General features: G+C 65.2%; 12 protein-coding genes. 11 read left to right on the forward strand and 1 reads right to left on the reverse strand.

Going from position 1 to position 12,736, the window contains the following annotated elements; all coding sequences use genetic code 11:
* The first annotated feature begins 5 nt into the window (after positions 1-5).
* From B9Z03_RS14045 to B9Z03_RS14080, 8 genes are all read left to right on the forward strand, one after another.
* The gene (locus B9Z03_RS14045; RefSeq protein WP_085464777.1) at positions 6-1,637 is read left to right on the forward strand and encodes a long-chain-fatty-acid--CoA ligase; all 1,632 of its coding nucleotides are present in this window, start codon (positions 6-8) and stop codon (positions 1,635-1,637) included.
* Between the two features lie 107 nt (positions 1,638-1,744).
* The gene (locus B9Z03_RS14050; protein WP_085467657.1) at positions 1,745-2,875 is read left to right on the forward strand and encodes an acyl-CoA dehydrogenase family protein; all 1,131 of its coding nucleotides are present in this window, start codon (positions 1,745-1,747) and stop codon (positions 2,873-2,875) included.
* A 17-nt stretch (positions 2,876-2,892) separates the two neighbouring features.
* On the forward strand, positions 2,893-3,669 hold the full coding sequence (locus B9Z03_RS14055; protein ID WP_085464778.1) for an enoyl-CoA hydratase/isomerase family protein: 777 nt from the start codon (positions 2,893-2,895) through the stop codon (positions 3,667-3,669).
* Positions 3,669-4,826 (forward strand): acyl-CoA dehydrogenase family protein, encoded by a 1,158-nt coding sequence (locus tag B9Z03_RS14060; protein WP_085464779.1) that lies wholly within the window; start codon positions 3,669-3,671, stop codon positions 4,824-4,826. The genes B9Z03_RS14055 and B9Z03_RS14060 overlap by 1 nt, the downstream gene beginning before the upstream one ends.
* Positions 4,827-4,885: 59 nt before the next feature.
* Positions 4,886-5,683, forward strand: a complete 798-nt coding sequence (locus B9Z03_RS14065) for an ABC transporter ATP-binding protein (protein WP_085464780.1) — start codon at positions 4,886-4,888, stop codon at positions 5,681-5,683.
* Complete coding sequence (locus B9Z03_RS14070) at positions 5,676-6,419, forward strand: ABC transporter ATP-binding protein (RefSeq protein ID WP_085464781.1); 744 nt, start codon at positions 5,676-5,678, stop codon at positions 6,417-6,419. The genes B9Z03_RS14065 and B9Z03_RS14070 overlap by 8 nt, the downstream gene beginning before the upstream one ends.
* Positions 6,420-6,422: 3 nt before the next feature.
* Positions 6,423-7,304: a branched-chain amino acid ABC transporter permease gene (locus tag B9Z03_RS14075; protein WP_085464782.1), complete on the forward strand. Its 882-nt coding sequence runs from the start codon at positions 6,423-6,425 to the stop codon at positions 7,302-7,304.
* Positions 7,304-8,278, forward strand: coding sequence for a branched-chain amino acid ABC transporter permease (locus B9Z03_RS14080; protein WP_085464783.1), 975 nt, complete (start codon positions 7,304-7,306; stop codon positions 8,276-8,278). Before B9Z03_RS14075 ends, B9Z03_RS14080 begins: the two co-directional genes overlap by 1 nt.
* Positions 8,279-8,302: 24 nt before the next feature.
* On the opposite strand, the gene B9Z03_RS14085 is transcribed toward B9Z03_RS14080, so the two are convergent.
* On the reverse strand, positions 8,303-9,082 hold the full coding sequence (locus B9Z03_RS14085; RefSeq protein ID WP_085464784.1) for an IclR family transcriptional regulator: 780 nt from the start codon (positions 9,080-9,082) through the stop codon (positions 8,303-8,305).
* A 189-nt stretch (positions 9,083-9,271) separates the two neighbouring features.
* Between B9Z03_RS14085 and B9Z03_RS14090 the strand changes: the two genes are divergently transcribed.
* The 3 genes from B9Z03_RS14090 (at position 9,272) to B9Z03_RS14100 (ending at position 12,691) form a co-directional block, all read left to right on the forward strand.
* Positions 9,272-10,585 (forward strand): LLM class flavin-dependent oxidoreductase, encoded by a 1,314-nt coding sequence (locus B9Z03_RS14090; RefSeq protein ID WP_085464785.1) that lies wholly within the window; start codon positions 9,272-9,274, stop codon positions 10,583-10,585.
* Positions 10,586-10,619: 34 nt separating this feature from the next.
* The gene (locus tag B9Z03_RS14095; RefSeq protein WP_085464786.1) at positions 10,620-11,378 is read left to right on the forward strand and encodes an SDR family NAD(P)-dependent oxidoreductase; all 759 of its coding nucleotides are present in this window, start codon (positions 10,620-10,622) and stop codon (positions 11,376-11,378) included.
* 86 nt (positions 11,379-11,464) lie between these two features.
* A complete protein-coding gene (locus B9Z03_RS14100; RefSeq protein ID WP_085464787.1) occupies positions 11,465-12,691 on the forward strand; it encodes an ABC transporter substrate-binding protein in 1,227 nt (408 codons plus the stop codon).
* The last annotated feature ends 45 nt before the right edge of the window (positions 12,692-12,736 follow it).

Consider the following 12,736-nt stretch of genomic DNA (forward strand, 5'->3'; position numbering starts at 1 on the left):
ACCCCATGTTTGGCCTGATGCAGGACCAGCCGCTGCTGATCTCGTCGCTCATCGAACATGCAGCGCGTTTCCACCCGCATTCCGAAATCGTCAGCCGCACCTGCGAAGGGCCGACGGTCCGCCTGACTTATTCCGAGCTGCGTGCCCGCGCCGCCAAGCTCGCCAACGCGCTGCTGCGCATGGGCGTCAAGCCGGGCGACCGCGTCGCCTCGCTCGCCTGGAACACGCACCGGCACATGGAGCTCTATTTCGCGGTCTCCGGCATTGGCGCCGTGCTCAACACGGTCAATCCGCGTCTCTTTCCCGAGCAGATCGACTATATCGTCAATCACGCCGAGAACCGCGTCCTCTTCTTCGATATCACCTTCGCGGGCCTGGTCTCGGATCTGAAGCCGAAGTTCTCGACCGTCGAGCGCTTCGTTGCTCTGACCGATGCCGACCATCTGCCGAAGGAGGTCGACGGCGCCGTCGCCTATGAGGACCTGCTGGACGCCGAGAGCGACGCCATCTCCTGGCCGGTCTTCGACGAGCGCCAGGCCTCGTCTCTCTGCTACACGTCGGGCACCACGGGCAATCCGAAGGGCGTGCTCTATTCCCATCGCTCGACCATCCTGCATTCCTTCATGGTCTGCACGACGGACGGCTTCAAGCTCGGCCGGGCCGACAGCGTGCTGCTCGTCGTGCCGCTGTTCCACGTCAACGCCTGGGGCATTCCCTACGCCTCCGCCATGTGCGGCGCGAAGCTTGTGCTGCCGGGGCCGAAGCTCGACGGCAAGAGCCTGTTCGAGCTCGCGGTAGAGGAAGAGTGCACCTTCTCGCTCGGCGTTCCCACCGTCTGGCTCGGCTTCTTCAAGCATATCGACGACACGCCGGGCCTCGACGTGTCGAAGCTCAAGCTCGAGCGCGTGGTGGTGGGCGGCTCGGCCGCGCCGCGCGCCATTATCGAGCGCTTCCGCCGCGACCACGGTGTCTTCGTCTTGCATGCCTGGGGCATGAGCGAGACGAGCCCGGTTGCCACGATCGGCAACCTGCTGCCGGCGCACGAAAGCCTGCCCGTGGACGGCCAGATCGACATCCAGGCCAAGCAGGGCAGGCCGGTCTACGGCATCGACATCAAGATCACCGGCGAGGACGGTTCCGACCTGCCGATGGACGGCTCGGTCTCCGGCGACCTCAAGGTGCGTGGCCCCTGGGTCACGAAGGGCTACTTCAAGGGCGAGGGCGGCGACGTCCTCGACGCCGACGGCTGGTTCGCCACCGGCGACGTCGCCAAGATCGACGCCGAGGGCTACGTCCAGCTCACAGACCGCTCCAAGGACGTGATCAAGTCCGGCGGCGAGTGGATTTCCTCGATCGACCTGGAAAATGCCGCGGTCGGCCATCCGGCCGTGCAGGAGGCGGCGGTGATCGGTCTGCCGCATCCTAAGTGGCAGGAGCGCCCGCTTCTCATCGTCGTCCGCAAGCCGGGCGCCGAGGCTTCCCGCGAAGAGTTGCTCGACTTCCTCTCCACCCGCGTCGCCAAATGGTGGCTGCCCGACGATGTCGCGTTCGTCGACGAGCTGCCGCACACCGCGACCGGCAAGCTCCTCAAGACGAAGCTGCGCGACCAGTTCAGGAATCACGCGCTGCCCGCCTGACTCGATTCACATCCGTGAAAGTATGCTGCACATCGATGCAGTGATTGTGCCACGCCGCCTGATCGCCTAGCCTTTGTGCGACAGGACGGCCCCATCCGGGAGGAATGATGCCGCAGACAGTTTTCGACGATCCCGATGGCACGCTTGCGATGCTGCGCGACAGCGTGGCGACGCTGGCGTCGCGTCAGCCGGGAGCAGCATCGCTGCGCGCCAAACGCGCCCGGTCGGCCGATGTCGACCGCGATCTCTGGAACTCCATGGCCGAAGCCGGCTGGACCGGCCTGCTGCTGCCCGAGGACCTCGGTGGCGCGGGTCTTGGCCTCGCCGAGCAGGCCGTTCTCTCTGAATCCCTGGGTCGGGCGCTGATTTCCGAGCCGATCGGCGCGGGCGCGGTCTTCGCCTCCACCCTTCTGCGCGATGCGCCGGCCTCCGCAGAGCGCGACCGTCTCGCGGCGGGCCTCGCTTCCGGCGAACTGTTTGTCACGCCTGCCTGGCAGGATCCGTCGGAACATGCGCACGGCGCGCCGCTCAAGGCTGCCGTGGACGCGGATGGCGTCGTGCTCACCGGAGATCGCCACTTCGTCGACGGCGCGAGCTCCGCGACCGATTTCCTGGTTGTGGTGGATGCCGGCAGCGAGGCGCTGGTCGTTTCCGTGCCTGCGAATGCGTCGGGTTTCTCTGTGTCGGAGAAGGCGGGCGTCGACGGCGCGGCCATCGGTCGTTTGCATTTCGAGCGCTGCCGTGTCGCGGCCAGCCGCGTGATCGCCCGAGGCCCGAGCGTCGCCGTGCTTGTGCAAGCCGCCGTGACCAATGCGCGGATCGCTATCGCGGCGGAGCTTGCGGGCATTGCCAGCAAGGCCATCGAGATGACGATCGCCTACACCAAGGACCGCGTCCAGTTCGGCAAGCCGATTGCGAGCTTCCAGGCGGTGCAGCACCGCATGGTCGAAATGTGGAGCGACGCGGAGTTCGCCTGCGCTTCCGTCGTCAACGCGGTCATGCGTCAGTCGGAAGGCGATGCGAAGGAAGCGGCCATGGCCGTGCTCGCGGCCAAGGCGCGCTGCGGCGATGCGGCGACCTCGATCTGCCGCCGCGCGGTGCATCTGCACGGCGCCATGGGCTTCACCGATGAGCACGACATCGGCCTCTACCTGAAGCGCGCCATCGCGCTCAGCGCGACCCTCGGCCAGCCCGAGGCGATGCGCCTGGAATTCGTCGAAGTGGAACGCGCGGCCTGACCGCGGGAGGAAATGCAATGCGTAACAATCTGATCAAGGTCGACATCGCCGACCACATCGCGCTCGTGAAGATGGACAGCCCCCCGGTCAACGCCTACTCGCGTGACTTCTCCGAGGAGATGATCGAGACGTTCGACGAGCTGAACGACACGCCCGAAGTGCGCTGCATCGTCATCACCGGCCGCGAGAAGATTTTCTCCGCCGGCGCCGACATCAAGAACCGCCAGGCCATCGGCGACATCAAGGGCGAGACCTACCGCCACATGCGCCGCGCACGCGAGGTTTCCAACTCGATCATGGAGCAGAACCGTCCGGTCATCGCCGCCGTCAACGGTCCCGCTCTCGGCGCCGGCATGGGCCCGGTGATCGCCGCCGACATCATCATTGCCTCCGAGAACGCCGTGTTCGGACTGCCGGAGATCGACATCGGCCTGATGGGCGGCGTCAGCCACATCACCACCATCTTCCCGAAGTCGCTCGCCCGCCGCATGGTCTTGACCGGCTACCGCGTGCCGGCTGCCGAGGCCTACCGCCGCGGCATTATCGAGGCCTGCGTGCCGCTCGAGGACCTGATGGAGGAGGCGATGAAGCTCGCCCGCAACATCGCCGCCAAGAGCCCGAAGGCGCTCTCGCTCGCCAAGCGCGCTATCAACACGGTCGGCTCCATGCCGCTGCGCGAAGGCTACCGCTTCGAGCAGAACCTGACCAACGAGATGACCCGCCACGAGGACTCCAAGGAGGCCATGCGCGCCTTCATCGAGAAGCGCCCGGCGGTGTTCAAGGACTCGATCTGATGGCGACCGACTGGAATGCGATGTCGGATGACGACTTCCGGGCCGCTTTCCGCGACCTGGTCGAGCGTCGTCTCCCTCCCGAGCTGCGCTTCATGCGCAAGCAGCGGCCCCTCTACGAGGAGATAAAGGTCTGGTACGACGGGCTCGCCGAGGAAGGCTGGCTGTCGCCGGTCTGGCCCGTCGAATACGGTGGCATGGGGCTCAACCCCCAGAAGCACATGATCTATGTCGAGGAATGGGGCCGTCTCGGCTGCCCGCGCATTCCCGACCATGGCCTCGGCCTCATCGGTCCGCTGCTGCTGGCCTTCGGCACTGAAGAGCAGAAGGCGCACTACCTGCCGAGAATCCTCTCGGGCAAGGATATCTGGTGCCAGGGCTATTCCGAGCCGAACTCCGGTTCGGACCTCGCCAGCCTGCGCACCGCCGCGGTGCGGGACGGTGATCATTTCGTCGTCAACGGGCAGAAGATCTGGACCACGCTGGCGCACAACGCCAACTGGATCTTCGCTCTTGTTCGCACGTCGCGTGACGAGAAGGTCCGCCAGAAGGGCATCACCGTCCTCCTGATCGACATGAAGTCGCCCGGCGTGAAGGTTCGGCCGATCGCCAACCTGCGCGGCGAGACCGACTTCTGCGAGGTCTTCTTCGACAATGTGCGCGTGCCTGTCGGCAACGTCGTCGGCGAGGTCGATCAGGGCTGGAACGTCGCCAAGGCCGTGCTCGGCCACGAGCGCATCTTCCTCGGCGCGCCGACGCGTCCCGAGATCGCGATGGAGCGGCTGGACAAGCTCGCCCGTGCCCGCGGCGCCTTCGAGGACCCGGCCTTCCGCTCCCGCTATGCGAAGCACCGTCTGGACCTGTATGATCTCGGCTCCGCCTTCGAGCGTTTCGCCAAGGTTTTGCGCGACGGCGGGGAACTTGGCGCGGACGTGTCCCTGCTCAAGATCTTCACGACCGAGCTCTATCAGCGGATCACGGAGGAGATGTTGTTGCTGGCCGGCGAGGATGCCCGTTACTTCGACGACATCGAAGCCGGAAACGACGAGGTCGATGCGATGAACCTGTTCCTGGATTCGCGTGCGCCGGCCATCTTCGGCGGCTCGAACGAGATCCAGAAGAACATCCTTGCCAAGGCGGTGCTCGGCCTGCCGAGCTAAGCCTCGACGTGTGGGCGGTCCGCGCGCCGGGACAGGCGCGGGACCGATAGGGAGGAAACATGGCGAATAGCTCTGCGGTCCTGTCGCGGACCGAGACTGCCCAGGACGCGGACAACGTGCTGGTAGCCGAAGGGCTGACCAAGGTCTTTGCCGGCTTCGCTGCCGTGAAGGACGTGAACCTCGCCGTTCGGCGGGGTTCGATTCATGCGCTGATCGGACCGAACGGCGCCGGCAAGACGACCTGCTTCAACCTCCTGACCAAGACGCTCGCCCCGACCAGCGGCAAGATCGTCTTCGACGGCGAGGACATCTCCTCGCTGCGCACCTCCCAGGTGGCGCGCCGCGGTCTCGTGCGCTCGTTCCAGATCTCGGCGACCTTCCCGAACCTCACCGCCCGCGAGAACGTTCGCGTGGCGCTGCAGTCGTCCTACGGCACCGCCTATCAGTTCTGGCGCTCGCTGCGGGCGGTTGCGCCGCTGAACAGCCGCGCCGACGAACTGCTGGAGCAGGTGGGGCTGGCCAACAGCCGCGACACGCCCGCCGCCGAGCTCTCTTACGGCAAGAAGCGCGCGCTGGAGATCGCCACCACGCTGGCGCTCGAGCCGCGCGTCATGTTGCTGGACGAGCCGACGGCCGGCATGGGTCACGAGGACATCGAACCCATCACCGACCTAATCAGGCGCGCCGCCGTCGGGCGCACCGTACTGCTGGTCGAGCACAATCTCTCGGTCGTCTCGACGCTGTGTGACAAGATCACCGTGCTGCAGCACGGCCAGGTGCTCGCCGAAGGCAACTATGCCGAGGTTTCGAACAATCCCGCGGTCGTCACCGCCTACATGGGAGGCGTCGATGAGTAGCGTTGCCGTCGAGAAGGCGTCGCCCGCGTTGAATGCGGCGCCGATGCTGAAGATCGACAATCTCAGCGCCTGGTATGCGGAATCGAAGGTCCTGCACGGCATGAGCTTCGACGTGCGCGAAGGCGAGCTCCTCACACTCATCGGACGCAACGGCGCGGGCAAGACCACGACGCTGCGCTCGATCATGGGCATCGTCCAGAAACGCACCGGCTCGATCAACTTCAACGGCACCGAGCTGGTCGGCAAGCGCACCTTCCAGATCGCGCGTCTCGGCATCGGCTACTGCCCCGAGGAGCGCGCGATCTTCTCGTCGCTTTCGGTGCAGGAAAACCTGTTCCTGCCACCGGTGCTGCGCGAAGGCGGCATGACCGACGAACAGCTCTACGCCACCTTTCCGAACCTCAAGGCGCGCGCGAACAGCCAGGGCACCAAGCTCTCCGGCGGCGAGCAGCAGATGCTGGCGATCGCCCGCATCCTGCGCACCGGTTCGCGCTTGCTCCTGCTCGACGAACCGAGCGAGGGGCTCGCGCCGGTCGTCGTCAAGGAGATCGGCGAAACCATCCAGCGCCTGAAGGCGCAAGGCTTCACCATCGTGCTTGTCGAGCAGAACCTGCGCTTCGCGCGCCTAGTCGCCGACCGCCACGTGGTGGTGGAGAACGGCAGGGTGGTGGACATCCTGACCAACGCAGAGCTCGAGGCCGACATGGGCCGCGTCAAATCCTATCTGGGGGTGTGAGCGATGTTCGAAGGCATCAGTACCCAACTGCTCTTCGGGCAGGTCCTGCTCGGCCTCATCAACGGCTCGTTCTACGCGATGCTGTCGATGGGCCTCGCCATCATCTTCGGCCTGATGAGCGTCGTGAACTTCACGCACGGCGCCCAGTATATGCTCGGCGCCTTCGTCGCCTGGCTGCTGCTGAGCTTCCTCGGGCTGAACTACTGGTGGGCGCTCATTCTCGCGCCGGTCATCGTCGCCCTCACCGGCATGGTCATGGAACGGCTGCTGCTGCGGCCGCTTCAGGGGCTGGACCATCTCTACGGCCTGCTGGCGACCTACGCCGTCGCGCTGATCGTCGAGGGGCTCGTGCGCTACAAATACGGCTCCACCGGTCTACCGTATGAGAACCCGATCCCCGGCGGCATGAATCTCGGCTTCATGTTCCTGCCCTACTACCGCCTGTGGGTGGTGGTCTTCTCGCTCGTGACCTGCCTGGGCACCTGGTATCTCATCGAATATACCAAGCTCGGCGCCTATCTGCGCGCGGCCAATGAGAAGCCGCAGATCGTCGAGGCGTTCGGCATCAACGTGCCGAAGATGATGACGCTCACCTACGGCTTCGGCGTCGGCCTGGCCGGCCTGTCGGGCGTGCTGGCCGCGCCGATCTACCAGGTCTCGCCGTCGATGGGGTCAAGCCTGATGATCGTCGTCTTCGCCGTGGTCGTCATCGGCGGCACGGGCTCGATCGCGGGCGCGGCCGTCACCGGATACATGCTCGGCGTCGTCGAGGGCCTCACCAAGGTCTTCTACCCCGAGGCCGCCAGCGTCGTGATCTTCCTGTTCATGATCGTCTCGCTCTATCTGCGCCCGGCCGGCTTGTTCGCCAGCAAGGAGTCCGTCTGATGCCTCGCCTGCTCATCCTTGCCGTCGTCGCGGTGCTGGCGATCCTGGCGCCCTTCTATTTCTACTCTGTCACGCTGATGACGGTGATGTGTTTCATCGTCTTCGCGTGTTCGTTCAACCTCCTGCTCGGCTACACCGGCTTGCTCTGCTTCGGCCACGCCATGTTCTTTGGCGGCGCGGCCTACATCACGGGGCAGATCCTCAAGACGACCCCGATCTCGACCGAGCTCGCCATCCTCGGCGGCGGCGTGGCGGCAGGCCTGCTCGGCCTCGTCATCGGCTACCTCACGATGCGCCGCCAGGGCATCCAGTTCGCGATGATCACGCTCGCCTTCTCGCAGTTCGTCTACTTCATCTTCCTCCAGGCGCCGTTCACCGGTGGCGAAGACGGCATGCAGGCGATCCCGCGCAACGCCTTGTTCGGCTTCGTCGACATCACGTCGAACTTCACCTTCTACTACGTCGTACTGGCCATCACAGCGCTCTGCGTCTTCATCTACTACCGCGTCGTCCACTCGCCCTACGGCGAGGTGCTGAAGGCGGTGCGGGACAACCAGCCCCGCGTCGAGTCGCTCGGCTTCGATCCCGAGAAGATCAAGCTGGTGGCGTTCGTCATCTCCGCCGCGATGGCCGGAGTGGCAGGCGGCCTGAAGGCGACCGTCTACCAGTTCGCCACGCTCACCGACGCCTCCTGGCCGGTGTCCGGCGAGGTCATCCTGATGACGCTGCTCGGCGGCCTCGGCACGCTGATCGGCCCGGTCTTCGGCGCTGCCGGCATCATCCTGCTCAACGACTACCTCGCCGGCTTCGGCGAATGGGCGCTCGTTTCGCAAGGCGTGATCCTGCTGGTGGTGATCGTCTTCTTCCGCCGCGGCATCGTTGGCGAACTGGCTGCGCTCGCGAAATATCTGCGCCGTCGCAATGCGACGCCCGAGACCAAGGCCAAGCAGGTCGAGGCCAAGCCCGCGCATTGAGCGCGGGCTTTCGAGCGGCTTCCGTTAGAATTCGATGTCGATCGGTTGCTCGAAGGGATCGTTCGGACGAACCGTCTTCACCGCCCGGCGCAGCGTCGCGAGGTAGCGATCGTGGTTGGCGCGGATGCGCTCCGCCGCGCCGCCGAGGCCGAGCACCACAGGCTGCCCCTGGATGGTGATCGGCAGGAGCACGCAGATCGTGCCGCCGCCGAGAAATGGCACGTTCTCCGCCGAGCAATAACCCTTCTCCCGGATCTCGTGGATCTTCGCCAGCATGTCCGGGATCTTCACCTTCTCGGCGGACTTATCGGTCGCGATATTTGCGCGGCGCACGATGTTGTCGATCTTGTCGTCCGGCAGTGTCGACATCAGCGTCCAGCCGACGGCCGACTGGGTGAGGGGGCGCAAAGTCCCCTCGTCGACGTGGAATCGCAGGGCGTGCACCGACTGGATGATCTGGACGTATTGCAGGTAGACGTCGTTCTTGGTGCCGATCGAAACCGTCTCGCCAGTGGCCGCATGGACGTCCTGCATCGCCTCCAGGACACGACTGTTTCCGAACAGCGCGCGCGGGATCCAGTCACCGAGCGAAGTCACTTTCGGCGTCGGAAAGTAGAGCCTCTCGCGGCGGTCGTAGTTGAGGTAGCCGAGCGTGACGAGCGTTTTGAGGAGCACGGTGCTGCTCGATTGGGGATAGCCGAGCGCTACCGCGATTTCCGACATCGACTTCGGCTGTCTAACCTTCTTGAAATATTCGAGAATTTCGATCGCACGCGTCGCCGACTTGACCTGTGACGTCAGCATTCTCCGCCCCTTCCGGCCAACGCCAATTTCACGATGGTGAAACTGCGCAGCACGTACGAATTGCATATGGCCTCGTCAGACTGCGCATGACATGGTGCCTGCCGTCAAGTCCGGCGCCTGTCGTGCGACGGCTCGACGCAAGAACAAGACGGACGACCGAAGTGGATCGCCCGCGTTCCGGAGGAAATCATGAAGCTCGGAGTGTTCTATGAACATCAGCTTCCGCAGCCCTGGGGAGCGGGCGCGGAGCAGAAGCTGTTCAACGACGCTCTCGACCAGATCGAGCTCGCCGACCGGCTCGGCTTCGATCACATGTGGGAAGTCGAGCATCATTTCCTGGAAGAGTATTCGCACTCCTCCGCGCCCGAGGTCTTCCTCGGCGCGGTCTCCCAGCGCACCAGGAACATCCGCATCGGCCACGGCATCTGCCTGTCCTCGCCGCGCTACAATCATCCGGCCCGCGTCGCCGAGCGCCTCGGCACGCTCGACCTCATCTCCAACGGCCGCGTTGAATGGGGCACCGGTGAATCCGGCTCGCTGATCGAGATGCACGGCTTCGGCATCGAGCCCGAGCAGAAGACCGCGATGTGGCGCGAGGGGGTCGAGCAGACCGCCAACATGATGACCATGCGGCCCTATCCGGGCTACGAGGGTCAGTTCTTCTCGATGCCGGTGCGCAACGTCGTGCCGAAGCCGGTGCAGAAGCCGCATCCGCCGATCTGGATGGCCTGCTCGCGCCGCGAAAGCATTCTGCGCGCCGCCCGCCACGGGGTCGGCGCCCTGGTGTTCGGCTTCGTCGAGGCGAGCCAGGCGAAGCTGTGGCGCGACGAATACTACGCCATCATCAAGTCCGAGGAATGCGTGCCGATCGGCCACGCGGTCAACGCCAACTTCGCCACGCTCAACGGCATGATGGTTCACGAGAACCACGACGAGGCGATCCGGCGCGGCCTCGATGGCTTCCGCTTCTTCGGCTATTCGATCGCCCACTACGCCGTCTATGGCGAGCACCAGCCGGGCGTCACCAATCTCTGGAAGCGCTTCCTCACCATCAAGGACGACATGCGCGAGACGCCGGGCTCCGGCTCGATCGGCACGCCGAAGAGCGTGCGCGAGCACCTGAAGGGCTATGCCGACGTCGGCATCGACCAGATGATCTTCATCCAGCAGTCCGGCATGAACCGCCACGAGCACATCTGCGAGGCGCTCGAACTGTTCGCCAGCGAGGTGATGCCCGAACTCAAGGAGCGCGAGGACGAGCGGGTGAAGAAGAAGGACGAGGAACTCGCCCCCTTCATCGAGAAGGCGCTCGCCCGCAAGCCGCGTATGGCGGAATTGGCCGAGAACGAGGTGCCGAATGTCGAATCCATCGGCATCGTGCTCGAACGCCGCTCCGGCAAGGACTACGCCACCGCGGGCGGCACCTATGCCGACCCGACGCGCGGCGGCGCGATCCCGATGGCATCGCGCGAGACCTTCGCCAAGGCCGCGAAGGCGGGTTGAACGAGAACTATGACGCATCAGGGAAGGGAAGTGCATGGCTGGTAGGCTCGAAGGGCGCGTCGCGCTCGTGACCGGCGGGGGGCGCGGCATAGGACGCGCCATCTCCGAGGCGTACGCCCGCGAGGGCGCCGCCGTCGGCGTGCTGGACCTCAAGCCGGAGATCGCGGGCGAAGCCGCCGATGCCATCAACGCGGCGGGCGGCAAGGCGCTGCCGCTGGTCGCCAATGTCGGCAAGCGCGACGAGGTCTTCGCGGCGGCGGCAAAGCTGAAGGAGGCTTTCGGCCCGACGACCATCCTGGTCAACAACGCGATGTTCAACCGCTACGGCTCGCTCTTGGAACAGGACGAGAAGACGATCGGCCTGATGATCGACGTCGGCTTCAAGGGCGTCATCTGGGGCTACCAGGCCGTGGTGCCGCAGATGCAGGAAGCGGGCGGCGGTGCCATCGTCAACATCGCCTCGCCGGCGGCGCTGATCGCGTTCAAGCACGGCATCATGTACAGCTCGGTCAAGGCCGCGGTGCAGGCCTCGACCCGCTCGGCCGCTGCCGAATTCGGCCCGATGAACATCCGCGTCAACGCCATCGCGCCGGGCTCGACCCGCACCGACGGCGCCAACCTCGTCGTCGACGAGGCGGGCTGGGAGCGCCGGCGCCAGAAGGTGCCGCTCGGCCGTCTCGGCGAGCCGGAAGACATCGCCAATGCGGCGGTGTTCCTCGCAAGCGAGGAGTCAAGCTGGGTCAGCGGCGACATGATGCTCGTCGATGGCGCGATGACGTTCGCATTCTCATGAGATCAGCCGGCGGAGGGCCGCCGGATGTGCAACCAGCTCAGGCGGGGCAATGAAAAACCCTGGGGAGCGCAAGTGGAGGAAATCGCATGTTGAAGACTAACAGGTTCGCGGTCGTTGCGGCGTTGCTCGCCGGATCGACCATTCTGTCGGCGGGCGCTGCGTTCGCGCAGGAGATCTCGGGCGACATCGTCAAGATCGGCATCATGGCCGACCAGTCCGGCCCCTATGCCGACAATGGCGGCCCGGGCGCGGTCGAGGCGGCCAAGATGGCCATCGAGGACTTCGGCGGCGAGGTCAACGGCAAGAAGGTCGAGCTGGTCATCGCCGACGACCAGAACAAGCCCGACATCGGCGCGGCCATCGCGCAGAAGTGGGTGGACCAGGAAGGCGTCGACGCCATCGTCGGCGGCTCCGCCTCCTCGATCGCGCTCGCCATCCAGAAGATCATGGCCGAGAAGAAGAAGCCCTACATGCTGGCCGGCACGGCATCGTCCTCGCTGACCAACGATGCCTGCTCGCCGATGGGTTCGCAGTGGGTGCTCGACACCTACTCGCTGGCCAAGGGCGTCATCAAGTCGATGCTCGCCGCCGGCAATGACAGCTTCTACTTCATCACCGTCGACTACACCTTCGGCAAGACCTGGCAGGCAGACGCCACCAAGTTCATCGAGGACGGCGGCGGCAAGGTCATGGGCTCGGTGCTGCACCCGCTCAACACCAACGACTTCTCGTCCTATCTGCTCCAGGCGCAGGCCAGCGGCGCAAAGGTCATTGTGCTGGCCAATTCCGGCGCCGACTTTGCCAATGCCGTGAAGCAGGCGCAGGAGTTCGGCATCCAGGCTGGCGGCCAGCAGGTCGTGGCGCTCGGCCTGCAGATCAACCAGGTGCACGGCATCGGCCTCGAGGCCGTCAAGGGCATGTCGATGGTGACCCCGGGCTACTGGGACCTGAACGACGAGACCCGCGCCTTCGCCGACAAGTTCAAGAAGCGGTTCCGCGATCGCATCCCCAACGAGACCATGTCGGGCACCTACAGCGCGATCACGCACTACCTGAAGTCGGTCAAGGAAGCTGGCACTGACGACGGCGAGAAGGTCGTCGCCAAGATGCACGAACTGCCGATCAACGACTTCCAGATGAAGGACGTCAAGATCCGCGCCGACGGCCAGGTCATGCGTCCGATGTATGCGGTGACGATCAAGTCGCCGGACGAGGTCAAGCAGCCTTACGACTACTACACCGTCACCGGCACGATCCCGGCGGAAGAAGTCTGGCGGCCGGCTTCCGAGAGCACCTGCCCGCTCCTCAAATAGGCCTCCCAAGCCTGCGGCGGGGAGATACGATCTCCCCGCCGTCTT

This window comes from Mesorhizobium australicum (assembly GCF_900177325.1).
Classification (GTDB): domain Bacteria; phylum Pseudomonadota; class Alphaproteobacteria; order Rhizobiales; family Rhizobiaceae; genus Mesorhizobium_A; species Mesorhizobium_A australicum_A.

Coding starts and splice junctions, on each gene's coding strand:
- B9Z03_RS14045 (WP_085464777.1), top strand. CDS start 6: ATGTTTGGCCTGATGCAGGACCAGCCGCTGCTGATCTCGTCGCTCATC.
- B9Z03_RS14050 (WP_085467657.1), top strand. CDS start 1,745: ATGCCGCAGACAGTTTTCGACGATCCCGATGGCACGCTTGCGATGCTG.
- B9Z03_RS14055 (WP_085464778.1), top strand. CDS start 2,893: ATGCGTAACAATCTGATCAAGGTCGACATCGCCGACCACATCGCGCTC.
- B9Z03_RS14060 (WP_085464779.1), top strand. CDS start 3,669: ATGGCGACCGACTGGAATGCGATGTCGGATGACGACTTCCGGGCCGCT.
- B9Z03_RS14065 (WP_085464780.1), top strand. CDS start 4,886: ATGGCGAATAGCTCTGCGGTCCTGTCGCGGACCGAGACTGCCCAGGAC.
- B9Z03_RS14070 (WP_085464781.1), top strand. CDS start 5,676: ATGAGTAGCGTTGCCGTCGAGAAGGCGTCGCCCGCGTTGAATGCGGCG.
- B9Z03_RS14075 (WP_085464782.1), top strand. CDS start 6,423: ATGTTCGAAGGCATCAGTACCCAACTGCTCTTCGGGCAGGTCCTGCTC.
- B9Z03_RS14080 (WP_085464783.1), top strand. CDS start 7,304: ATGCCTCGCCTGCTCATCCTTGCCGTCGTCGCGGTGCTGGCGATCCTG.
- B9Z03_RS14085 (WP_085464784.1), bottom strand. CDS start 9,082: ATGCTGACGTCACAGGTCAAGTCGGCGACGCGTGCGATCGAAATTCTC.
- B9Z03_RS14090 (WP_085464785.1), top strand. CDS start 9,272: ATGAAGCTCGGAGTGTTCTATGAACATCAGCTTCCGCAGCCCTGGGGA.
- B9Z03_RS14095 (WP_085464786.1), top strand. CDS start 10,620: ATGGCTGGTAGGCTCGAAGGGCGCGTCGCGCTCGTGACCGGCGGGGGG.
- B9Z03_RS14100 (WP_085464787.1), top strand. CDS start 11,465: ATGTTGAAGACTAACAGGTTCGCGGTCGTTGCGGCGTTGCTCGCCGGA.